Origin of the sequence: Peteryoungia algae (assembly GCF_030369675.1) — a bacterium.
Classification (GTDB): domain Bacteria; phylum Pseudomonadota; class Alphaproteobacteria; order Rhizobiales; family Rhizobiaceae; genus Allorhizobium; species Allorhizobium algae.
Map to the genome: position 1 here is coordinate 360,232 of NZ_CP128477.1, position 21,813 is coordinate 382,044.

Annotated in this window: 19 protein-coding genes and 1 pseudogene; 7 read left to right on the plus strand and 13 right to left on the minus strand. The window is 61.3% G+C overall.

Annotation, left to right across the window (positions count from 1 at the left end; all coding sequences use genetic code 11):
- Positions 1-44 precede the first annotated feature (44 nt).
- Complete coding sequence (betC, locus tag QTL56_RS01880) at positions 45-1,562, minus strand: choline-sulfatase (RefSeq protein ID WP_245137499.1); 1,518 nt, start codon at positions 1,560-1,562, stop codon at positions 45-47.
- Between the two features lie 11 nt (positions 1,563-1,573).
- Positions 1,574-2,524: a choline ABC transporter substrate-binding protein gene (locus tag QTL56_RS01885; protein ID WP_370660379.1), complete on the minus strand. Its 951-nt coding sequence runs from the start codon at positions 2,522-2,524 to the stop codon at positions 1,574-1,576.
- Between the two features lie 106 nt (positions 2,525-2,630).
- Here QTL56_RS01885 and QTL56_RS01890 point away from each other — a divergent pair, with 106 nt between their 5' ends.
- Positions 2,631-3,542, plus strand: coding sequence for a LysR substrate-binding domain-containing protein (locus QTL56_RS01890; protein ID WP_245137497.1), 912 nt, complete (start codon positions 2,631-2,633; stop codon positions 3,540-3,542).
- 40 nt (positions 3,543-3,582) lie between these two features.
- Here QTL56_RS01890 and rsmA read toward each other — a convergent pair whose 3' ends face one another.
- The 6 genes from rsmA to lptF form a co-directional block, all read right to left on the minus strand.
- Positions 3,583-4,410: a 16S rRNA (adenine(1518)-N(6)/adenine(1519)-N(6))-dimethyltransferase RsmA gene (gene rsmA, locus QTL56_RS01895; protein WP_245137496.1), complete on the minus strand. Its 828-nt coding sequence runs from the start codon at positions 4,408-4,410 to the stop codon at positions 3,583-3,585.
- Positions 4,410-5,432: a 4-hydroxythreonine-4-phosphate dehydrogenase PdxA gene (gene pdxA, locus QTL56_RS01900; RefSeq protein ID WP_245137495.1), complete on the minus strand. Its 1,023-nt coding sequence runs from the start codon at positions 5,430-5,432 to the stop codon at positions 4,410-4,412. Before pdxA ends, rsmA begins: the two co-directional genes overlap by 1 nt.
- A gap of 18 nt (positions 5,433-5,450) precedes the next feature.
- Positions 5,451-6,395 (minus strand): SurA N-terminal domain-containing protein, encoded by a 945-nt coding sequence (locus QTL56_RS01905; protein ID WP_229575836.1) that lies wholly within the window; start codon positions 6,393-6,395, stop codon positions 5,451-5,453.
- 134 nt (positions 6,396-6,529) lie between these two features.
- Positions 6,530-8,863 carry an LPS-assembly protein LptD gene (locus QTL56_RS01910; RefSeq protein WP_245137494.1) on the minus strand — a complete coding sequence of 778 codons (2,334 nt, stop codon included), beginning with the start codon at positions 8,861-8,863 and terminating at the stop codon, positions 6,530-6,532.
- Complete coding sequence (lptG, locus tag QTL56_RS01915) at positions 8,863-9,906, minus strand: LPS export ABC transporter permease LptG (protein ID WP_229576020.1); 1,044 nt, start codon at positions 9,904-9,906, stop codon at positions 8,863-8,865. Before lptG ends, QTL56_RS01910 begins: the two co-directional genes overlap by 1 nt.
- A gap of 35 nt (positions 9,907-9,941) precedes the next feature.
- Positions 9,942-11,108, minus strand: coding sequence for an LPS export ABC transporter permease LptF (gene lptF / locus QTL56_RS01920; protein WP_229575838.1), 1,167 nt, complete (start codon positions 11,106-11,108; stop codon positions 9,942-9,944).
- A gap of 270 nt (positions 11,109-11,378) precedes the next feature.
- Between lptF and QTL56_RS01925 the strand changes: the two genes are divergently transcribed.
- A complete protein-coding gene (locus tag QTL56_RS01925; protein ID WP_245137493.1) occupies positions 11,379-12,875 on the plus strand; it encodes a leucyl aminopeptidase in 1,497 nt (498 codons plus the stop codon).
- A 20-nt stretch (positions 12,876-12,895) separates the two neighbouring features.
- Positions 12,896-13,345: a DNA polymerase III subunit chi gene (locus QTL56_RS01930; protein WP_229575840.1), complete on the plus strand. Its 450-nt coding sequence runs from the start codon at positions 12,896-12,898 to the stop codon at positions 13,343-13,345.
- A 118-nt stretch (positions 13,346-13,463) separates the two neighbouring features.
- Here QTL56_RS01930 and QTL56_RS01935 read toward each other — a convergent pair whose 3' ends face one another.
- Positions 13,464-15,353 (minus strand): ABC-F family ATP-binding cassette domain-containing protein, encoded by a 1,890-nt coding sequence (locus QTL56_RS01935; RefSeq protein WP_245137492.1) that lies wholly within the window; start codon positions 15,351-15,353, stop codon positions 13,464-13,466.
- Between the two features lie 103 nt (positions 15,354-15,456).
- A complete protein-coding gene (locus QTL56_RS01940) occupies positions 15,457-16,479 on the minus strand; it encodes a diguanylate cyclase domain-containing protein (RefSeq protein ID WP_245137491.1) in 1,023 nt (340 codons plus the stop codon).
- 289 nt (positions 16,480-16,768) lie between these two features.
- Between QTL56_RS01940 and QTL56_RS01945 the strand changes: the two genes are divergently transcribed.
- Positions 16,769-17,068 (plus strand): hypothetical protein, encoded by a 300-nt coding sequence (locus QTL56_RS01945; protein WP_229575843.1) that lies wholly within the window; start codon positions 16,769-16,771, stop codon positions 17,066-17,068.
- A complete protein-coding gene (locus QTL56_RS01950; RefSeq protein WP_289393362.1) occupies positions 17,065-18,657 on the plus strand; it encodes a methyl-accepting chemotaxis protein in 1,593 nt (530 codons plus the stop codon). Before QTL56_RS01945 ends, QTL56_RS01950 begins: the two co-directional genes overlap by 4 nt.
- Positions 18,658-18,760: 103 nt before the next feature.
- Here QTL56_RS01950 and QTL56_RS01955 read toward each other — a convergent pair.
- Positions 18,761-19,264 (minus strand): annotated as a pseudogene (locus QTL56_RS01955) (DinB family protein).
- 134 nt (positions 19,265-19,398) lie between these two features.
- On the opposite strand from QTL56_RS01955, the gene QTL56_RS01960 reads away from it, so the two are divergent.
- A complete protein-coding gene (locus QTL56_RS01960) occupies positions 19,399-20,082 on the plus strand; it encodes a glutathione S-transferase family protein (protein ID WP_245137178.1) in 684 nt (227 codons plus the stop codon).
- Positions 20,083-20,199: 117 nt separating this feature from the next.
- Positions 20,200-20,622, plus strand: a complete 423-nt coding sequence (gene ndk / locus QTL56_RS01965) for a nucleoside-diphosphate kinase (RefSeq protein ID WP_102021392.1) — start codon at positions 20,200-20,202, stop codon at positions 20,620-20,622.
- Between the two features lie 109 nt (positions 20,623-20,731).
- On the opposite strand, the gene QTL56_RS01970 is transcribed toward ndk, so the two are convergent.
- Both QTL56_RS01970 and QTL56_RS01975 read right to left on the minus strand, forming a co-directional pair.
- Positions 20,732-21,244 (minus strand): hypothetical protein, encoded by a 513-nt coding sequence (locus QTL56_RS01970; protein ID WP_245137177.1) that lies wholly within the window; start codon positions 21,242-21,244, stop codon positions 20,732-20,734.
- Positions 21,241-21,792 (minus strand): CGNR zinc finger domain-containing protein, encoded by a 552-nt coding sequence (locus QTL56_RS01975; RefSeq protein WP_245137176.1) that lies wholly within the window; start codon positions 21,790-21,792, stop codon positions 21,241-21,243. The genes QTL56_RS01970 and QTL56_RS01975 overlap by 4 nt, the downstream gene beginning before the upstream one ends.
- Positions 21,793-21,813: the final 21 nt, after the last annotated feature.

A 21,813-nucleotide genomic window follows, 5' to 3' on the forward strand; every position in this document is an offset into this window, starting at 1 on the left:
TGAAAGAAGGGCGGCAGATTGTATCGGCCGCCCTTCTTCTTGGATCATTCGCCTCTCGGGAAGCGCTGGTTTTCCTCGAGAATGTTGAGGTCCATGTGATTGCGCATGTAGCGCTCCGAGGCCTTCTGCAATGGCTGGTAATCCCAGGGGAAGTAGGCGCCGTTGCGCAGCGCGGCATAGACGATGTGTCGCCGCGCCTGGCTTTCCCGAACGGCTGCATCGAAGCGCTGAAGATCCCAGCGGCTTGAGGCTTCCTCGCCAAGCAAGGCCATGATCTCGGCTGCTGCCGGATCTTCCGCCAGATTGGTGAGTTCGTCTGGATCGGCTTCGAGATCCGTCAGGACCGGCGGATCAGCCTCGCAGAGCGTCAGTTTGTACCGCTCATTGCGCAGCCCGACCATTGGGCTCACCGTACCCTCCGCCGCATATTCCATGGGCACGATGCCTCGCCCACCGGTGCCGGTCGCAAGAGGCATCAGGTCCTCGCCATCGGTCCAGTCGGAGATGGTCGAGATGTCGATACCCGCAAGGCCGGCAAGCGTTGGCGTGACATCGAGCGTGGAAGCCGGCGTCGTCACCAGTCTGCCTTCGATCCCCGGGATTGCCATCATCATCGGCACCCGCGCGGAGCCCTCGAAGAAGTTCATCTTGAACCAGAGGCCGCGCTCGCCCAGCATGTCGCCATGATCGGAGACGAAGAAGATGACCGTATTGTCCGACATGCGGGTGCGATCGAGCACGTCGAGGATCTCGCCGATCTTGTCATCGACATAGGAGATGTTGGCGAAATAGCCCTGGCGTGCCCGCGCGACATTTTCGTCAGTGATGTCGAATTCGAGATGGTCGCAAGCATCCATCAGGCGGCGCGAATGCGGATCCTGGCTGTCGTAGGGAATTGCAGGCACTCGCGGCGCAAGGGCCTCGCAGCCGTCGTAGAGATCCCAGTATTTTCGCCGTGCGACATAAGGGTCGTGCGGATGCGTAAAGCTCACCGTCAGGCACCAGGGGCGCTCGTCATGGCCGCGCGAGAGATCGTAAAGCCGGCGGGTGGCGTTGTAGGCCACCTCGTCGTCATACTCCATCTGGTTGGAGATTTCAGCGACACCCGCACCGGTGACGGAGCCGAGATTGTGGTACCACCAGTCGATGCGCTCGCCCGGCTTGCGATAGTCAGGCGTCCAGCCGAAATCGGCGGGGTAGATGTCGGTCGTCAGCCGCTCCTCGAAGCCATGCAACTGATCCGGTCCGACGAAATGCATTTTGCCCGAAAGGCTCGTCTGGTAGCCGGCCGCTCGCAAGTGATGCGCATAGGTCGGGATGTCTGAGGCAAATTCGGCCGCGTTGTCATAGACGCGGGTGCGGCTCGGCAATTGGCCCGACATGAAGGAGGCCCGTGCCGGGGCGCAGAGCGGGCTTGCCGTATAGGTATTTGCGAAGCGCACGGAGCGCTTCGCCAGGGACTTGAGGTGCGGCGCATGCAGGAAGTCGGCGGGACCATCCGGAAAGAGGGTCCCGTTGAACTGATCCACCATCAGGATCAGGATGTTGGGGCGAGGGGTCATGCGTCGATCCCTCAAAGACCGAGAGCCGACTTGACCGCCACATCACCCGGCTGCCCGTCGAAGGTGGTGACACCCTTCAGCCAGCCGTCCAGAACAGCCGGATTGGCCTTCAGCCAGGCCGATGCGGCCTCCTTGGAATCCTTGCCGCCGAGGATCTCGCCCATCAGCACGTTTTCCATCGAGATGTCGAACGTCATCTGCGTGAACAGAGTTGCGGCATTCGGGCAGCCCTCGCTCCAGCCGCTGCGCGCGAGTGTGTAGACTTCGGCGCCGCCGAAATTCGGACCGAAATAGGCGTCGCCGCCGGAGAGATAGGTCAGATCGAAGCGCTCGTTCATCGGATGCGGTGCCCAGGCGAGGAAGACGACTCCCTTGCCTTCCTTCGAGGCGCGCTCGACCTGGGCCAGCATGGCCTGTTCACCCGACTCGACCAGTTGCCAGTCTTTGAGGCCGAACTCGCCGGCATCGATCATTTTCTGGATGTTGGCATTTGCCGGAGCGCCCGGCTCGATGCCGTAGATCTTGCTTTCGAATTCGTCCGGGTTCTTGCCGAGATCGGCGAAATCCTTGATGCCCTTTTCCGCGGTCGCGGTGGGTACGGCGAGCGTGAACTTGGCACCTTCCAGATTCTTCGCGACAACCTCGATGGCCTTTGCGCTGTTCAGGTCGTCGATGAAGGCTTGCTGCGCCGGCATCCAGTTGCCGAGGAAGACGTCGATTTCGCCGTTCTTCATCGACTGGTAGCCGATCGGCACAGAGAGCGTCTTGACGTCCGGCTGGTAGCCGAGAGCCTCCAGGACGACCGTGGCGACGCCATTGGTCGCGGTGATGTCGGTCCAGCCCGGATCGGACAGGCGGACGGTCTTGCAACTCTCGGCGTCCTGCGCGGCTGTGCTGCCAGCCATGAGAAGCAGTCCAAGACCCGCTAAGCCGCCGAGCCTGCTGCGATTGCCTGATGTCATGCGCATGGTGGTTCCCTCTTTTTGTGGTATTGTCTTCGCTTATTCAAGATGCGGTACGAGTGCCTGTGAAGCTGGTATTTTTTGATGTTTGCCATAAGTCCTCTCTATGTCTGACGAGCTGATAGATCTGGCCTGGATGCGGCTTCTGGTCGAGGTCGATCGCCGAGGTTCGCTGTCGGCCGCCGCCGAGGCGCTCGGCCTCAGTCAGCCGGCCGTCAGCTATCAGATCCGTCTTTTGGAGCAGCGTGCCGGTCTACCGCTTCTCCAGCGGCTCCACCGAGGCGTGCGCTTTACCGACGAGGGCCGTCGCCTGCTGGCGATCGCCGAACGCACCGTGGCAGAGGTGGACAGCCTGCAACGGAGCCTGCGCGCCGCTCGCCGCCGTCCGACAGTCCGTCTTGCGACCGATTACGCGTTTTCCAGCCTCTGGCTCATTCCGCGCATGCATGCGTTTCGCCAAAGTCATCCGGAAATCGACCTGCAGATCGTCGCCACACAACGACTCGGACACCATTGGCGTGAAGATGCTGATCTGGCGGTCGCCTTCGGAACCGTGGACGAGTTTTCGGCCCGGGGCAGGTTGCTGATGCCGGAGCGGGTGGTGCCGGTCTGCACGCCGGCCCTCGCCGCGCGACTGGCTGGGAACGCGAGCGCCCTGGTTCAGGCGGGACCACTAATCCATCTTGAAGCGGATAATCTCTCCCCTTGGCTCGATTGGAAATCCTATTGCGCAGGCGCTTCGATCGGCGCCATAGAGCAGGATCGTCCAGGTGATCTGCGCTTCAACACCTATGCGCTGGTCATCCAGGCCGCCTTGAGCGGGCAGGGGTTTGCCCTCGGCTGGTTGGGCATCATCGATCAACTGATCGATTCCAACCTGCTGGTCGTGACCGGACAGACAGTGCAGGTTCCGGAACGGGGATATTGGCTGGTGGATGGGACCGACAGCCCTGCTGCCAGACTTCTGGCCACCTGGCTGGTCCACGAAACGACAGCGCCGGTCGCGGCTGCGCCCTGAGGCCGGCCCACAGGGCGTGCGGCTCACCGCTTGCTGAAATTCAGATCAGGTTGGCGATCCGGCAAAATTCCTCGACGCTGAGCGTTTCCGCCCGGCGCTGCGGATCGATATCGGCGCGGGCGAGCAACGCCTCGCCGCCGATCGGCTTGAGGCTCTGACGCAGCATCTTCCGACGTTGGCCAAATGCCGCCAGCGTCACCTTTTCCAGCTTGTCCGGATCACAGGGCAGAGGCTTTTCGATCGGCTCCAGATGGACCACGGTCGACGTCACCTTGGGCGGCGGCGTAAAGGCCTGCGGCGGTATGTCGAAAGCCATGTGCGCATTCGTCCGCCAGCCGCAGAGCACGCCGAGACGGCCATAGTGATTGTCGTCCTCGCTGGCCACGATCCGCTGTCCGACTTCCTTCTGGAACATCAGCGTCAAAGACTGCCAGAATGGCGGCCAATGCCCGGGTAGCAGCCAGTTGACCAGCAATTGCGTGCCGACATTATAGGGGAGATTGGCGATGATCTTGACCGGTTCGCCCCGAGCCAGCGTTTCGAAGTCCGTCTTCAGCGCATCCCCCTCGATTACCTCGAGGCGGCCGGGATAATGATCTGCGATTTCCTGGAGTGCCGGCAGGCAGCGCGCATCGCGCTCGATGGCGATCACCTTTTTTGCCCCGAGCGCCAGGATCGCGCGGGTCAATCCGCCCGGTCCCGGTCCCACCTCGATGACGGTCGCCCCTTCGAGTGAGCCGGCCGTACGTGCGACCTTCTGCGTCAGGTTGAGGTCGAGCAGGAAGTTCTGTCCGAGTGCCTTCTTGGCATCCAGTCCATGGCGCGCAATGACATCGCGCAGCGGCGGCAGTCCGTCGAGTGCAGCCATCAGCCGGTTACACCCTTCGCCTGGCTCATTCTATCGGCCATCTGCAACGCTGCAACCAGGCTGGTTTCCCTGGCATGCCCTGTGCCGGCAAGGCCGAAGGCCGTGCCGTGATCTGGTGACGTGCGGATGAAAGGCAGTCCCAAGGTGACGTTGACGCTGTCGTCAAAACCCAGCGCCTTGGCGGGGATCAAGGCCTGGTCGTGATACATGCAGATCGCAACGTCATAACGACCCCTGGCATCATCATGGAACATGGTGTCGGCGGGCAGGGGGCCGAATGCGTCGACGCCTTCGTCGCGCAACAGGCGGATCGCGGGATGGATGATGTCGTCGTCCTCGTGCCCGATGGCGCCACCTTCTCCCGCATGCGGATTCAGGCCCGCGACGGCGAGCCGTGGCGACGCAAGGCCGAAGCGGGCGCCGAGATCCCGCGCAACGATGCGACACGTGTCGACGATCAGGGTCTCGGTGAGCGCCGTCGGGACATCCTTGATCGGAATGTGAATGGTCACGGGAACCGCCTTGAGCTTCGGCCCGACCAGCATCATCACCGGCATGCAGGGTGTGCCGGTCGTCCGCGTGGCGAGATCGGCGAGGAATTCGGTGTGGCCGGGAAAGCCGAAGCCGGCCTCATAGAGCACAGACTTGGCGATCGGATTGGTGACCACGGCCCGAACCTGGCCGGACAGGCAGAGCGAAACGGCCGTCTCGATCGCTGCGATCGTGCCGCGCGCATTCGAAACATGCGGCTTGCCGGCGAGGACATCGACCCCGGTCGGAATGCTGTGGACCGGCAGGGCATCGCCGAAAAGCGCGCCGGCATTTGGCGCATCCGTCTCGATGATGGGCACATCCAGATCGAGCTGTCGCGCACGGACCCGGAGGACGGCCGGATCACCGATGTAGAGAAACGGCGGCAGTCCGCTTTCGCCCCGTCTCAGCCATGCCTGGAGAGCAATATCCGGCCCTATACCGGCCGGATCGCCCTGGCTGAGGGCAAGCGGGAGGACGCCATCGGTCATCGATCGGCCTTTCGCCGCTTACTGCAATACGATCTGGGCCTTGGACCGCAGTTCTTCGAGGTATTTCTCGGCGTTCGGGTTCTCGCCCTGCTGTTCCTTGCCGATGTCCTCGGCGCGGAACACAACCTCTGCTGCGACATCGTCGGAGACCTGGCGCTGATTGCAGATGGCGAGATATTCGACGCCACGTTCGGTCACGCGTGTGCCGGTCGTCCCGCCATTCGCCTTCTCGATCAGGGGCTTCCACTCCGGTGGCAATTCCGGCTCCAGCACCCGGCCAAGATTGCGGATCGAGACGTCGAGATAGTTCTTGGCGAATTCCATCGCCTGATCGCAGCCTGGGAAGGAGGCGCGGGACTTCTCTGCCTCCGCCTTGCGCTTGCCCACGATGCCTTTTTTCGATGCGGGTACGACGAAGACGACCTGCTTGAGGAAGTATTCGGTCGTGATCGGCTTCTGCTTGTTTTCCAGAAGGCGCGTGACGAGATCCTGGTTCGACAGACGACCGCGCGAACCGGCGCCGTAACGGGCATTGACCAGACGCGGCCAGCTCATCGAAACCGCAATATAAGCCTTGAAATGTGCCGCGCCGACGCCGGCCCGATCGAGGACCGAAGTGAGCTGCGAGACCGACAGCTTGTTCGAACTGGCGAAGCGTTCGAACGAGGCGTCGACATCCGCCGTGCTAACAGACAGGCCGACGCGGGCGATCTCTTCGCGCTTCAAAGCTTCGTTGACGAGTTCTTCCTTGGCGATTTTCTGCAGGTTGCCGCTGCGGCGCTGCAGGCGCAGGAAAGCGGCACGCCGCGCGACATCACCGCTCGTGATCGCCGTCTTGTTGACGACGGCGACGACGGATGTCGCTGCCTGAGCCGGTGCGCTCATCGGAGTGGGGCTCACGCTCAGGGACAGCGCGATGACGCCGGCAAGCAAGACGCTGGTGCCCTTTTTCGCTGTAGCCATCTGTAATCCTTTCTCCGGAAGATCATGCATCATCCGGACGTTCAACATTAAACGTACGACGGAGTTTAAAACTGCCGCACGGATTGCACAATCCGTGCGGCAAAACAATGACCTCCGCAGAAGCGGTTCCGACGTCAGAACGACGTATCGCTCAGATTGATCTCGCCGAGCGTGCGGAAGACCAGCCTGCCGCCGACCGTCCAGTCGTTTGCGGTCTCGTCGTTCGGGTCATACTTGTCCGAATAGGCGATCGAGAAGACGGTACATTCGTCAGCATAGGAAATGCCCACGCTGCGGCGGTTGAACGAATTCGCGTCGATATCGTAGTTGACCGAACCGAAAACGGACCAGTTCTGATTGAGCTTGATCGTCGATGAACTGGCGACGGTCTGATTGTCTTCGTCGAAGGAATATTCGGGACGGGCATCGACATGGGTAAAGGTCAGGCTCGTCTCGAAGCGGTCCTGCGCGTAAGTGGCGTTCAGGTCGGTTCTGCGAACTTCGAGCGTCTTCTCATCCAGGCGCACGCCGGCGGAAAGGGACAGGCCCACCGGCAGTTCGAAGCCAGCCGATGCCACAAAATCGGAGACATCCGTCTCGAGACCTGAATCGGTGCCGACAGCCAGAAGGTCCTCGGTCGCATAGGAGTTCAGGCCAGCCAGATGATAGGACTGGCCGATAACCGCGCGGACACCGACGCCATTGTCGAAGCTGCCCGTGTAACGCATGCCGACATTGGCCCGCGTTCCACCCTCGACGCGGTCGAAGCCTGAAAACTTGTTACGCGAGAAGAGGTTGCTCGCATCGAAGACCAGGCTTTGCGAGTCCTCGTTGGGCAATTCGCCCGCGTAGTCCTCGTCGTTGCGTGCATAGATCTGGGCGATCGGCTCGATGATATGCGTGCTGTTGTCGCTGGTGATCAGCCAGGGATACCGAACCTCGACGCCAGCCGTCAGCAAGGCGCGCGCCGGAGCGTCGTTCGAGGTGTAGCTGCCGGCATAATTGGCAGGCGTATCCATTGCGAGACCATAGACGTCGCCGCGTGCGGCGAGCAAAGGCGTGATCTGCAGGCCGCCCGGCCCATCAAAGGTGCGCTCCCATGCGAGTTCGCCGCTGAGGCGGTTCATATTGCCCTTGAGGCCACGATAGAGATCGTCGACGCCGTCGTCATCCATATCAGCCGTTTCGTCCGAGAAACGGGAGAGCGAGGTGAAATTCAGCGTTCCGGACAGCTGGCCGCCTGCCACGAGTTCAGGCGCATAATAGCTGTAGTCGATGACCGGCAGGACCGTAGCCTGCTTCTCTTCGGCGGTGTTCTCAAGATCCGCGTCCTGAACGTCGAAGTAGTAGCCGCGCATGTCGAAGAAATTGCGCTCGCCGACACCGGTCAGGTAGGCGGTGTTGGTGTTGGTCGAGCTGTTCAGACCTTCAACGCCATAGGTACGCGCGAAGTTGTTGTCCGTCTGGAACATCACGTCCCAGCCGAAGCTCCAGCGCGGATTGATCTTGAAGTCGCCCTTGGACGCGACGAGGCCGCGGAAATCCCGCTGGGCGTCGCTGGTGCCAGCGGTGAACTCGTCGGTATTCATCTGGCTTATGCCGGCAAGGCGCAGGCTGGCCTGTCCCTTTTCAAACCGCTGACGAACTTCGGCTTCCAGAAGCACGCCCTGGGCACTGAATCCGGTCGTCGTGATCGTTGCATCGCGATCCGGCGCAATGGCAATATAATAGGGAACCGAAATGCCGAAGCCGACATTTTCACCCGAGCGGAATTCGGGGAAGAGGAAACCGGACTTCCGCTTCACTGTATTGTCGGGAACCTCGATGAAAGGCAGAGTGGCAATCGAGCGTCCGAAAAGTTCGAACCGTGCCTTCTCCAGACGAACGGTCTGCTTCTTGCCGTCCTGCACGACCCGTTCCGCCTTGACCTGCCAGATCGGCGGTCGCGACGGATTTTCGGCGCAAGGCAGGCAGGCCGTATAGACGCCCTTGTGCAGGATCATCTGGGTGCCGCCAACGCGCTCGGCGCTTTCGGCAACAAGACGCGTATTGTCGGAGGTCTCGACGCGAAGCGCCCTCAGGAAACCGTCGGAAAAATTGTCCGTGACATCAAGCGATTCCGCATAGATGCGGTTGCCGGTCGGCTCCACGAGTTCGATATTGCCGGCCGCGGTGACGCGACCCGTCTTCTGGTCGTAGACGACCTGTCGGGCAACCATCTGGTAGCCCGCATAATTGATCTGGACCGCGCCATTCGCGACAACGCGCTCGGCATCACGGTCATAAACGAGTTCATTGGCTGCAAGGAGCAGCTTCGCGTCATCAGGGAGTTTGCTTGCCGTCGTCGCTGAGTCCGACAGGCTCTGCGCATGCACGAGAGGCGCGGTGAACGGCAAAGCGCACACAGCGACACTGGTCAGCAGGGCTACTGAGAGCCTCCTGATATTCCCGCGGTCTTTTACCGCCACTAACCATCCTCCTTGTGAAGCAGAATCGTTGCCCCTAATGCCATCGCTACGACAACTGGGACCCAGGCCGCAACATACGGCGGCATGACGCCGCTGCTTCCGAATGCCCTGACGAGCACTGTGACAACATAAAGCACGAAGCCTGACAATATTCCACCGAGAATCACCGTCCTCGATTGGTTGATACGGCTGAATTTCAGCGAAACGGTTGCCGCGATAAGTGTCATTGCAATCATCAGGAAAGGCAGCGAAAGCAGCGAGTGGAACTGGGTCTCGAGCGCATATGGCGCGATTCCGAATGACCGGGCAACTTCAATTTTCCGAAAAAGATCATAAAAAGCAACGCTTTCAGGCTTTGCCAGTCGTTGCTGAACGAATTCCTCGTTGAGGTTGGTGGCCACGCGCGCATCGGCCACGCGCGACTGGATCTCGCCGGGACGTGTCTCCAGCACGTCGGTAAGCATCCAGTAACCATCTTTCAACTTCGCAGTGCGTGCATCCTGACGAAGGATGATGCGGCCATCCGGGTCGAAGTGCAGCAATACGGCATCGACCAGCAGCGCCCCATCCTCCAGGACGGCGCGCGCGCCAAGCGCAACATCGTTATCTCCGCTCGATTGGCGCAGCCACGGAATGGGTGCGGGCTTGGAACTGCCCGAGGTTCCGCGCCATTGTGTCTCGATTTCGGTGCCCTGCCTTGCGCCCCAGGCTGCCAGGGGGTTGATCACCAGCATCGTCAGCAATCCGAGCAGAGTGGCGCCGACAAGAAAGGGGGTCATGAACTGCCACACGGAAATGCCCGCCGCCCGCGCGACCACCAGTTCGGACTTGCGGTTCAGCGCGATCAGCGTCGCCATTCCGACGAACAGGCCGATGAAGGGCACGGTCTGCTGGAGGATGAGCGGCAGCCGTAGCGCGGTCAGGTAGAGGACGCCGGGGACCGAGTAACCCGGCAGGCTGTCGTACCGGCCCGAGGTTTCGGTGAAATCGATGAGATAGGTAATCGAGACGACGCCAAGCAGAAACCAGAACGCGGTGATCATGTAGCGGCGAAAGAAATAGAGGCCCAGAGTCCAGATCACGCGGCACCTCCGGTTCCTGCGCCGAGGCGCTTCTGTGTCAGCGTCACCGCAGTCTGGATCAGGGACGAGATCGCTTTGGGCAGCTTCGGGCTGCGGTTCGTGACCAGCATGAAGGCAGCCGCAGCGCCGCATGCGAGCGGAACAAGATAAAGCAGCGGGACGAGTGCGGTCGAAGCCTCCGCCAGCGAAGTCATGTAGTTCGACGCCCAGAACAATGTGAGCGCCATCAGCAAGGCCGACGCCATCGGGTGCAGGCGCGCCTCGCGATGGGAGCGGGCATCCCCGCACATCATCAGGCTGATCAAGGCAAAGACGAGCGGGAAGAAGGAGGCGCTGATCCGGCGGTGAAGTTCTGCGCTGAAATCATTCGGCTTGGCGATGTACCGCTCGTCGAGCGGATCCGGATCCATCAGATAGAAGAGATCGCGGTCCTTCGCACTGAACCGTGCCTGGCCGCGCTCCTCGGACAGGTCCGAAAGGTCGAAAGCGTAGCGATCGAAGCGGATTACGGTTACGTCGCCACTCGGCGCCTTGCGTTGCACTTCGCCGTCCTGCATCACGAGCGACTTGCCGCTCTCGTCCACGGCGCCCTCGCGCGCATAATAGATGAGTTCGGAGGCGGGGTCGCGGGAATCGGCAACCAGAAGGCCCTTCATCGTCCGTCCCGACTGGCGCTCGGAAATCTGGACATAGAGACCAGGCTCGATCTGACGAAACGTCTTCTCCTCAATGACCGAAGAAAGCAGGTCTGCATAGGCGGTCGCGATCATCGTGCGAACATTGACGCGCATGGCGGGTTCGACGAAGCCCATCATGACAAAGGAGAAGATGCTGAGCCCGGCAGCAAGCAGGATCAATGGCCGCTGGATGATCGAACGAGGTGCCCCGGCCGCGTCGATCACGGCGAGCTCCGAATCGTTGTTCATCGTGGTCAGCGTATGGGTGATGCCGATGACGAGTGCGAAGGGCAAAACCGTCGCGACGATGGTGGGCAGGATCATCGTCGCCAGCACCATGAAGGAGCCTACGGACTGCCCGCTGTCGGTCACGAGGTTGATGCGCTGCAATACCTGCGTGGTCCAGATGATCGCCAGCACCGGAAGCAGTGCTGTAAGAAACATCAGGACGACCCGTCGCAGAATGTATTGTTCGAGTATCTTCATAGGGTTCCCTTGCAGGCGCGACACGCAGACTTCGCGCCGAGGATCGACTTTCTCTACGACGCTTGCGTCGATTTGGCGACCAGCCCATCGCATTTTCCCCGGTCCCGTAAAATTGTTTTTTCTGGCACCGCGATAAATCGGACACGCTCGTGACGGATCCGAGCAATCCGGGGATGAGGCGACGAATGACGGGGCAAACTCTTGCCATCGTTTGCGAAAAGACCATGATCCCTGCAACCCTTCCGTCATACCAATTCAAGGTGCCCCCAAATGTCGTTGAAACTCGTCATCTCTTTCGCCAAGTCCCACACTGCGACAGGCGGCCTCGCCATCCTGCTGACGGCGTCTGGCGCAGAGAAGCCTGCAGGGGCGACGGAGGCGGATCCGGCGGGTGTCTTCGCCCGTGCAGCGAAGGCTGGGAAGTTCACCGGCAAGGCACTTTCGACGCTGGATATCGTCGCACCGCATGGTTCCGCGCTAGATCGCCTCGTGGCGCTCGGAATGGGCAAGCCTGATTCACTGGCTGCCCATGACTGGCTGAAGGCTGGCGGTTCTGCGACGGCCGCCTTGAAGGGGGCAGAGAACGTCGCGGTCTATCTCGATGCGTCTGGCATTGACGTAACGCCCAAGGCGGCTGCCGATTTCGCCCTGGGCATGCTGATGCGCGCCTACAAGTTCGACACCTACAAGACGAAGAAGAAGGCGGACGACGAAGAGGAAAAGACGGCAAAGACTGTCAAGGTGACCATCGTGACCGAGCAGGCGGCCGCCGCGAAGAAGGCATTTGCCGAAGCCGAAGCCATTGCCGAAGGCGTCGTGCTCGCCCGTAATCTGGTCAATGAGCCAGCCAATGTTCTCGGTCCCCTCGAATTTGCCGCCAAAGCAAAGGAACTCGAAAAGCTCGGCGTCGGGGTCGAAATTCTCACCGAGAAGGAGATGTCAAAGCTCGGCATGGGCGCACTTCTCGGCGTGGCACAGGGCTCGGTGCGTCCGCCGCGCCTCGTCGTCATGCAGTGGAAGGGCGGCAAGTCCAAGGACAAGCCGATCGCCTTCGTCGGCAAGGGTGTCGTCTTTGATACGGGCGGTATTTCGATCAAGCCGGCCGGCGGCATGGAAGACATGAAGGGCGACATGGGCGGCGCAGCCGCAGTGGCCGGTCTCATGCACGTGCTGGCGGCCCGCAAGGCCAAGGTCAACGCCATCGGCATCCTCGGCCTTGTCGAGAACATGCCGGACGGCAATGCCCAGCGTCCGGGTGATATCGTGACCTCCATGTCGGGCCAGACCATCGAGGTCATCAACACCGATGCCGAGGGACGCCTCGTTCTCTGTGACGCACTCTGGTATTGCAACGATCGTTTCGAGCCGGCCTTCATGATCAACCTCGCCACCCTGACGGGCGCCATCACGGTTGCGCTCGGCAATCAGCAGGCCGGCCTGTTCTCGAACGACGACGACCTGTCCGAAAAATTGCTGGCGGCGGGCAAGGTGACCAACGAACGCCTGTGGCGCATGCCGCTGGGCAAGGAATACGACAAGATGATCGACTCGAAGTTCGCCGACATGAAGAACACCGGCGGTCGTCTGGCGGGCTCGATCACGGCTGCCCAGTTCCTCAAGCGCTTCGTCAAGGACACCCCCTGGGCGCATCTCGATATCGCCGGTACCGCCATGGGCTCGCCCAACGACGAGGTAAACCAGTCCTGGGGCTCCGGCTACGGTGTCCGCCTGCTCGACGAACTCGTGCGGGCAAACTACGAGTCGTGATCCTGGAGCCTGAGCGCCGGATGGCCGAAGTCCTGTTCTATCACCTGACGGAATCGAAACTCGAGGATGCGCTGCCGCCTCTCCTGGAGAAGAGCGTCGAGCGCGGCTGGAAAGTTGCCGTGCAGACGCGCGATGCCGAACGGCGTGATGCGCTCGATGCCCATCTCTGGACCTTTCGGGAGGAGAGTTTTCTCCCGCATGGCACGGATGAGGGTGCATCGCCGGATCGGCAACCCGTGCTGCTCACGATCGAACGGGAAAACCGCAATGCAGCGAGCGTTCGTTTCCTGGTGGATGGAGCCGAGCCGCCGGAGGATCTCGCCTATGACCGCGTGGTCTTTGTTTTCGACGGCTATGACGCTGCGCAGCTCGAGGCAGCGCGCGGCCAGTGGAAGAAGCTCAAGGCCGCGGGACATGCACTGACCTACTGGCAGCAGAGTCCCGAGGGGCGGTGGGAAAAGAAGGCGTAGCGGCCTGATGCAGATCGCGGCTGCCGCCGATATCGGTGCGGTGAGGATCCTCGCCAGCATGGAGAAGGATAGCGCTGGAGGCCTCGGCGCCGTTCTGGGGGAAGCAGGCGCGTGGGCTTTAGCCGGCCATGCCTTCTTCATACTCGGCCGAAAGTTCGAGCCACTGCTCTTCCGCCGCTGAAAGCTTGGCGGCCGCTTCGCCGCGCTGTTTGGCTTTTTCGGCCGCCTTGGCGGGTGCCTTTTCATACAGCATCGGGTCAGCAAGCTCCTTGTCGAGCGCCTGAATCAAACTCTCCAGCTTCTTCGTCAAGGCCTCGACTTCGTTGATCTTTTTCTTCAGGGGCGCAAGGCTCGCCCGCCGGTCGGCCGCCGCTTTGCGCTGCTCGGCCTTGTTGACGGTGTCAGCACCGCTGTCGACCTTGTCCTTCTCGACCGGCTTTTTGCCCGATGCGATGATCAGCGAGCGATACTCCTCCATGTCGCCGTCGAAGCTGGTCACAGTGCCGTTGTTGACCAGCCAGAGCCTGTCGACGGTCGCCTCGATCAGATGGCGATCATGGCTGATCAGGATGACGGCGCCCTCATAGTCGTTGAGCGCCTCGATCAGTGCCTTGCGGCTGTCGATGTCGAGATGGTTCGTCGGTTCGTCGAGGATCAAAAGGTTCGGCGCGTGGAAGGCCGCAAGCCCCATGAGAAGACGGGCCTTCTCGCCGCCCGAGAGATCCTTGGCGGCCGTTTCCATCTTCTCGGTCGCCAGGCCCATCTGCGCGACACGGGCACGCACCTTGGCTTCCGGCTCCAGCGGCATCAGCCGGCGCACATGGGCGACCGGGCTTTCATTCGGGATCAGATCGTCGAGTTGGTGCTGGGCGAAGAAGCCGATCTTCAGGCTCGACGCGGTCTTCAACTGTCCGCCCTGGGCTTCCAGACGTCCGGAAATGAACTTTGCAAAGGTCGATTTGCCATTGCCGTTCGAGCCGAGCAGCGCGATGCGGTCGTCATTGTCGATCCGCAGATTGAGGTTCTTCAGGATCGGTTTGCCGGGCTCATAGCCGACCACCCCCGCGGAAATCGCGACGATCGGGGAGGCGGGCTGCTTCTCCGGCTTGGGGAAGGTGATCGGATGGACGTGATCCTCGATCACCGCTGCCACGGTGCCCATGCGCTCCAGCGCCTTGATGCGGCTCTGGGCCTGCTTGGCTTTGGTTGCCTTGGCGCGAAAGCGGTCGATGAAGCTCTGCAGATGTTTGCGCGCCGCGTCGTTCTTCGCCTTGGCCTTGGTCTGCAGTTCGTCGTTCTCGGCCTTTTGACGCTCGAAGCTGTCATAGCCACCGCGATAGAGGGTGAGCTTCTGCTGATCGAGATGGATGATTGAATTGACGGCCGTGTTCAGAAGATCCCGGTCATGGCTGATAATGATGACCGTGTGCGGATAGCGCCGCACATAGTCCTCAAGCCAGAGCGTGCCTTCCAGGTCGAGATAGTTGGTCGGTTCGTCGAGCAGCAGCAGGTCCGGCTCGGCGAAAAGCACTGAGGCGAGCGCCACGCGCATGCGCCAGCCGCCGGAAAAGGATGAAGCCGGGCGCAGCTGCGCCGCGTGGTCGAAGCCAAGGCCCGACAGGATCGTTGCGGCGCGGGCTTCAGCCGAATGCGCGCCGATGTCCGCCAGACGCGTCTGAATTTCGGCAATCCGATGCGGGTCCGTCGCGGTTTCGGATTCCGCAAGCAGTGCCGCCCGTTCCTTGTCGGCGGCAAGCACGATCGAGATCAGCGAATCTTCGGTCCCCGGCGCTTCCTGTGCGACCTGGCCGATGCGAGCGTTTTTCGGGATCGAGATATTGCCGCTTTCGGAGGCCAGATCACCCGTGATGATGCGGAAGAGGGTCGACTTGCCCGCTCCATTCTTGCCGACAAGGCCAGCCTTTGTGCCGGCCGGCAGCGAGACGCTGGCATGGTCGATGAGCAGGCGGCCTGCGATGCGGGCGGAGATGTCGTTGATGGTGATCATGGTTCTGGCTTTTGGCCGATGTCACGGCCAAAGGCAAGCGGGCGAGGGCGCCCAGTTCAACCTGCCAGTCGAAGCCGTCAGTCGAAGCTGTCAGCCGATTCCGTCAGGCGACGTTGCGCTTGCCGGGCTTGTGGCCGATGATCGGCTGGCGCGGGTTCTGCCGGGCCAGCATCGTGGCTGTCTTGGCAATGGCAAGCCAGCTTGTCGGATCCGGCGCCTCGTGGGCCATGGCGTGGCCGATGGCTAGCGGCAGCCCGCCGGCATTTTGTGAGGTTGCCGAGGCGAAGACGAGATTGTTTTCCGCCGTCGTGAACAGCCGTTCGGCGATGATATGCGCCTCATCGGCATTGATGCCATCGAAGACGAAGGCAAAGGTGTCGGCCTCGATCCGCGCGATGACGTCATGCTTCTTGATGGCCTTGCGGAAAATGCCGGCAAGTCCCCTGATGAGCTTGCTCACGGCCTCGTCGCCATACTGCTGCTTCAGGCCGGAATGATCGAGGATCTCGATCAGCACGAGCGCACTCGGCTTGGCAGCCGAGGCCTCGGCATGGGCCTCTTCCAGCTTCTGGAGGAGGCTGATGCGGTTCGCGAGCCCCGTCAGGTGATCTCGGTTCATCGCTGCCTGGGCGGCGCGGATGCCGCGATCGGCGCTTATCAGGCTCTCCAGCCCTTCCGCGACCTCTGATGAAAGTGCGGTCTCGGCCTTGATCATGTCTGTTGCGATCGAGGAGAGCAGGTTCAGCTCGCCGAGAAGCTGATTGATGCCGATGGACTCATCTTCGCGGATCGAGCGGATGACACCCTCCACCGAATTGGTAAAGGCCCGCTTCTGGGTGAGGCCGAGCGACAGGTGATTGCTCATTCGGGTCAGCGTCTTCAGGGTCTCGTCCTGCAACCGCTCGGCCGAAACGCCGCAATGAGCGGAAATGCGATGCTTGAGGCCGAGCTGGTCGAGTGCCATTTGCGGCGGGCGTGTGCCGAGTGCTGCGAGTTCGCGCGCAAGCTCCAGATTTCCGGCGGTAAAGGCTTCATGGACCAGTTCGAAATTGCGCGGGAGACCGGCGATCTGGTGCTTCAGCATGAAGGCCGTGACCTTCTGGAAATCTTCTGCAAGTCCGCTCATCAATACCGTCCTGACCATGCGATGTGTTGGGCCTCGTCTGCCGGAAGCCCGATTTCTTCCCGCAGTATTTAGGTCTTCTAACATGCCGATACATACGAAACGGTTAAGGCAGACGATTTGTCCTGGCTTTCCTATGGCGCTTGCGAAGCTGAATTCCCCAAAGAATGTGGGGGGTTCACCGTTCAATTAAGCATATCTTAGAAATGTTCATGGTTTAACCAACTGTCTGATTGCATGCCGGGCGTATGGCTTTCGCTGGAGCCTTCGCCCGGCGAACATCCATAGGCCCATGAAGTTCCTTATTTCCGCAGTCTACTTCTCGCTGGCGGTCGCCGTCGTCGCTGTCATTGCGGCAAGGCCGTCCGGCCCCTTCGTGCTCGTCGTAACCTCACCCACTGCGCAAGCGGCTGGTTCAATGGCCGTCATCGACCGGGCAGACGGCGCTTTTGTTTGGGCCGGAAGCGTCCCCTGGATGTCGGTCGCCTACTCGCAGGCTCCCGATTTCGCGGAGCGGCTGCTCGACGCGGGCGCGTTGCTCGTCATCAACCATGATCTGGCACTTGGTTGCCTGCAAGGAATGAACACATGAACGAACTTGAGAAGCTCAGAGACAGGGTCTCTTACGGCATCGTCGGACTGCTCTGGACCAACTTTGCCCTGATCGTGATCCGCAACCTCTTTCGCGAGGAAGGTGCCGACTGGACGATGATCCTCGGCACGGTCATGCTGTTGCTGCCGGCCACCTTGCTGTGGAGCCGCGATCGCACTGGCGCGACCACCCGTATGGTGACCTCGATGGCCAATGCAGCAACCGTTGCCATCCTCGTTTTCGCGTTCCAGGGATCGCCGCTGCAGATCGACCTGCATATGTATTTCTTCGCAAGCCTGGCAATCTGCGCAGCCTGGATCGATTGGCGGGCCATCATCGGCTATGCCGCCCTCGTCGCGGTCCACCATCTCCTGCTTTATGTCGCTATGCCCTTGGCCGTGTTCCCGGGCGATTCCGATTTCTCACGCGTCATTCTGCATGCCGTCGTGCTGATCGTGCAGAGCGTGGTTCTGATCGCCCTGACATCGGCCGTCGTCAAAGCCTTCGATGTCTCGGACAAGGCGGTTGCCGAGGCGGTTGCCGCCGAGCGCGAAGCGGTTGAGATGGCCGATCGTGCCCGACGCACGGATGCCGCTGCCGAGGCTGAACGCTCCAAACGGGAAGCGGAGAAGGCGCGGGAAGCCGAAGCAATCGACTACGCCGTGGCCGAACTGGCGAAATCATTGCAGAAGCTGGCAGATGGCGATCTATCGTGCCGTATCGACGGCAATTTCTCCGGCCCGCTCGATGAATTGCGGACCTCCTTCAACGCTTCTGTCCAGAAACTCGAAGTCGTCGTGTCCCAGGTTGGCCAGGTCGCCACTGTCCTGCGGAATGGTGCCGGTCAGATCGACCACGCCAACAACGACCTGTCAGCGCGGAGTGAACGCCAGGCGGTTTCCGTCGAAGAGACCGCAAGCGCATTGTCCAGCGTGATGTCGACCGTCAAGGAGACGGCATCCGTCGCAGATTCGGTCGGCAAGCTGGTCAACCAGGCAAGAACGGGTGCAGAGCGTTCCGGAACCATCGTTACTGATGCCGTCTCCGCCATGAGCCGCATCGAGCAGTCGTCGCAGTCGATCTCCAACATCATCGGCGTCATCGACGAAATCGCCTTCCAGACGAACCTGCTCGCGCTCAACGCCGGCGTCGAAGCAGCCCGCGCCGGTGAAGCCGGCAAGGGTTTCGCAGTCGTCGCCCAGGAAGTCCGCGAGCTCGCGCAGCGCTCGGCCAATGCCGCCAAGGAGATCAAGGCCCTGATCAACACCTCGGGCGAGGAAGTCCGCCACGGTGTGTCGCTGGTCGACCAGGCGGGCGAGGCGCTGAGCACGATTTCGACGGAGGTTCAGGCGATCAGCCGGGAGATCTGCAAGATCATCGATGGTGCGAAGAGCCAGGCACAGGGGCTGGCCGAAATCGACTCAGCGATTGGCCACATTGACAGGAACACCCAGCAGAATGCGGCAATGGTTGAAGAATCGAGCGCGGCAATCCAGCAATTCGTCCAGGAGGCAACGACCCTCGATCAGCTGATGGCTCAGTTCCAGGTGGGCTCGAGGACAGGCCACACGTCCCGGCGGGCCGCCTGACGGCGGACGGGTTTCCACAAGTTGTGAAACACGGGAGGTCGCGGTTGCCGCGGCCTCCTTTTTTGTGTCGAGGCCCGATCGTTCAGAGCGCTGGTGCGACACCTCACACCCAGGCCTTGCCCTCGCTGCGCAGAAAATAGATGAGGTCGAGTCCGAGGCTTGGCTTGCCCATTGACGTCAATCCGGCATGCACCTGTCCCCTGTGATGGGTCTGGTGATTGAAGATATGGGTGAGGGCAGGCCAGAGCTTCTGCGTGACGATTTCGGGTGAACTGACCGGCGAATAGCTGAACGGCTGCTCGATCGCCTCCGGTGTCAGGCTCCGGGTAAAGCGGATGAGGCGGTCGTCTTCTTCCACCCGCGCGGCACGCAGATCCTCGAGCCGCTCATAGGGGCGTTCGTTGAGGGCCTTTGGCTTCGGGCCTTGGCCGGTGAAGCGGTTGAGCCAGATCCGGTCAGCGGTGATCAGATGGCTGAGAGTGGCGAAAATCGAGCCGAAGAAGGCACCCGTGTCCTGATGCAGCTCTTCCTACAGCTGCGCTGCCGCAGCATAGACGAGCCTGTTGGCCCAGGCATTGTAGTCGGCGAGCATGTGGTAGTTTTGCATGTCGTGCTCCTGGTCAAGGTCCAGGTTCAGTCTAGACAGGTTTCGCCGAAATGGGATTGATGGGTCCCATGAAAATTGCTGATTTGCATCCCGCTGCCGGATGGGCATGTGTGATGGGACACAAGGAGAAACCGATGACGATCACGCTTTATTCGCTGTGCGGTGCTGATGCCGCTCGACCCTTCTCGCCGCACTGCTGGAAGGTGGTCATGGCGCTGCGTCACAAGGGCCTGAGCTTCGAGGAGCGGCCGCTGGCCTTCACGGTGATCCCGACGGTGGAGAACGGAGCCTCGAAGACCGTACCGGTCCTGCGCGATGGACAGGAACTGATCTCCGACAGTTTCCGCATCGCGCAATACCTCGAAGAGGCCTATCCGGATGCGCCGAGCCTCTTCGGCGGGCGGGGCGGTGTGGCTGCGGCGCGCCTGGTGGAAGGCTATTCGCTGCATGTCGTGCATAGCGTGATCACGCGGATCCTGCTGATCGACATCCACGACATGCTAGCCCCCGCCGACCAGGCCTATTTCCGCAAGAGCCGTGAGGAGCGGCTGGGAAAAAGCTTCGAAGAAATGGCCGCAGGACGCGATGCCGCGATCGCCGCCTTGCCGGCAGCCCTCCAGCCGCTGCGCCACACGCTCGCCTTCCAGTCCTATGTCGGGGGCACGACGCCACTCTTCGGCGACTATATCCTCTTCGGCGCCTTGCAGTGGTTGAGGGTCACCACGGGGTCGATTCATCTTCCGGGCGACGATCCGGTGAGCCTCTGGTTCGACCGCTGCCTCGGTCTCTACGACGGTGCCGCTCGGGCGGTTGCATGACTGTCTTCCAGGGTCGGATTGTGACGTCCGCGTGAAAATAGAAGACCCCTCTTGTCTTCGTGATTCGGGGCGGGTAGATACCGCCCACTTTCCCTGACAGACAAAAGGATGAGACAGATGGCGATTGAACGCACCTTCTCGATGATCAAGCCCGATGCCACCAAGCGCAACCTGACCGGTGCGATCACCAAGGTCTTCGAAGACAACGGCCTGCGCGTCGTCGCTTCCAAGCGCGTATGGATGAGCCAGCGCGAAGCCGAAGGCTTCTACGCCGTTCACAAGGAACGCCCCTTCTTCGGCGAACTGGTTGAAGGCATGACCTCCGGCCCGACCGTCGTTCAGGTTCTCGAAGGCGAAAACGCCATCCTGAAGAACCGCGAGATCATGGGTGCCACCAACCCGGCCAACGCTGATGAAGGCACCATCCGCAAGATGTTCGCTCTCTCGATCGGCGAAAACTCGGTACACGGTTCGGACGCTCCGGAAACCGCTGCCGAAGAAATCAAGTACTGGTTCGCAGACACCGAGATCGTCGGCTGAATCAAGTCCCGAGGCGAGAGCTTCCAGATATCTTGAAAACCTGAGAAACCGGGGCCGAAAGGCTCCGGTTTTTCGTTGCGAGACGATGGCCGGCGACAGACGCTGGAGCTCAAGCGGCTGGGCAGGTCTGCCCCTTGGCATAATCTACCGTCCCGTCGGCGCCGTAGACCTCGGGATTTGGGGTGTAGACTGGCCCAACCACCAATGCCTTCCCCGGCATGACCGTCTGGTCGAGGCTTGAGGTCAAAGTCGTCTCGATTGTCTGCTGCACTTTGTCCGACGCATCGAGGATACGGATCGAGACCGCATAGGGGCGGTCCTTGATGACGCAATGCACCGGCGGGCTCTCCAGCGACACCTTCTCCCAGAACGGGAAGATCTTGGTGCGGGTGACAAGGGGAGCGCCGCCGGCAGGGTTCTCAAATGTCGTCTCCACGAAACTCGGATCGGGCAGCGGCCCATTGCGGGCAAGCGTCACGACATAAGTTGCCTGCGCCACACGATAATTGAAGATGAACACCTTGCCGGAGAGCTTGAGGGGTTCGTCCAGGTCCTCGCGCTGGCAACCGGTAAGCCAGGATAGCGCCAACAACAGGCTGACGACGATCGGTATAGCCTTCATGGCGAAACCTCCTTCCTCTTGCGGTGATAGTGGCGGTTGGCCTTCACCCGATTGCCGCAGACCGCCATATCGCACCATGTCCGGCTGCGGTTCTTGCTTCGGTCGATGAAGAGCCATCCGCAATGCCCGCAGATCTTCATGCGTTCGGGGCAAGGTTCGCAGACGAGGGTGAGCGCCGAGCGCGCTGTCGCCGCCTCCAGACTGTCATCACCAGGGGCGGCGCGCAGGGCAGCCGCCGCCGCTTCCAGCAGTGCGGCGAGTTGGTGGCGCCCCTCTTCGCCGAGCACCCGTTGACGAAAATAGGTGTCGATCGCTTCCCGGAGTTCGAAGAAAAGTGGCGCGTTTTGCGGCCGCACCGGCTGCAAGACGTCGAACCTGCCCCGTTCTGCAGAAAGTCGCGAGGCCGCATCCGCGAAAGCCCCAAGCTGCTCCGGCACGGCAAAACGGTCGCTGCGGCCGTCTGGTTCGTGCCGCAGGATGACGCTGTTCGCCACATCGAGCGCGAGCGCGCCGCCGACGAAGCGGTGAGGGGTCCATGTGAAGATCATGGCGTCTAATATAACTGGTAA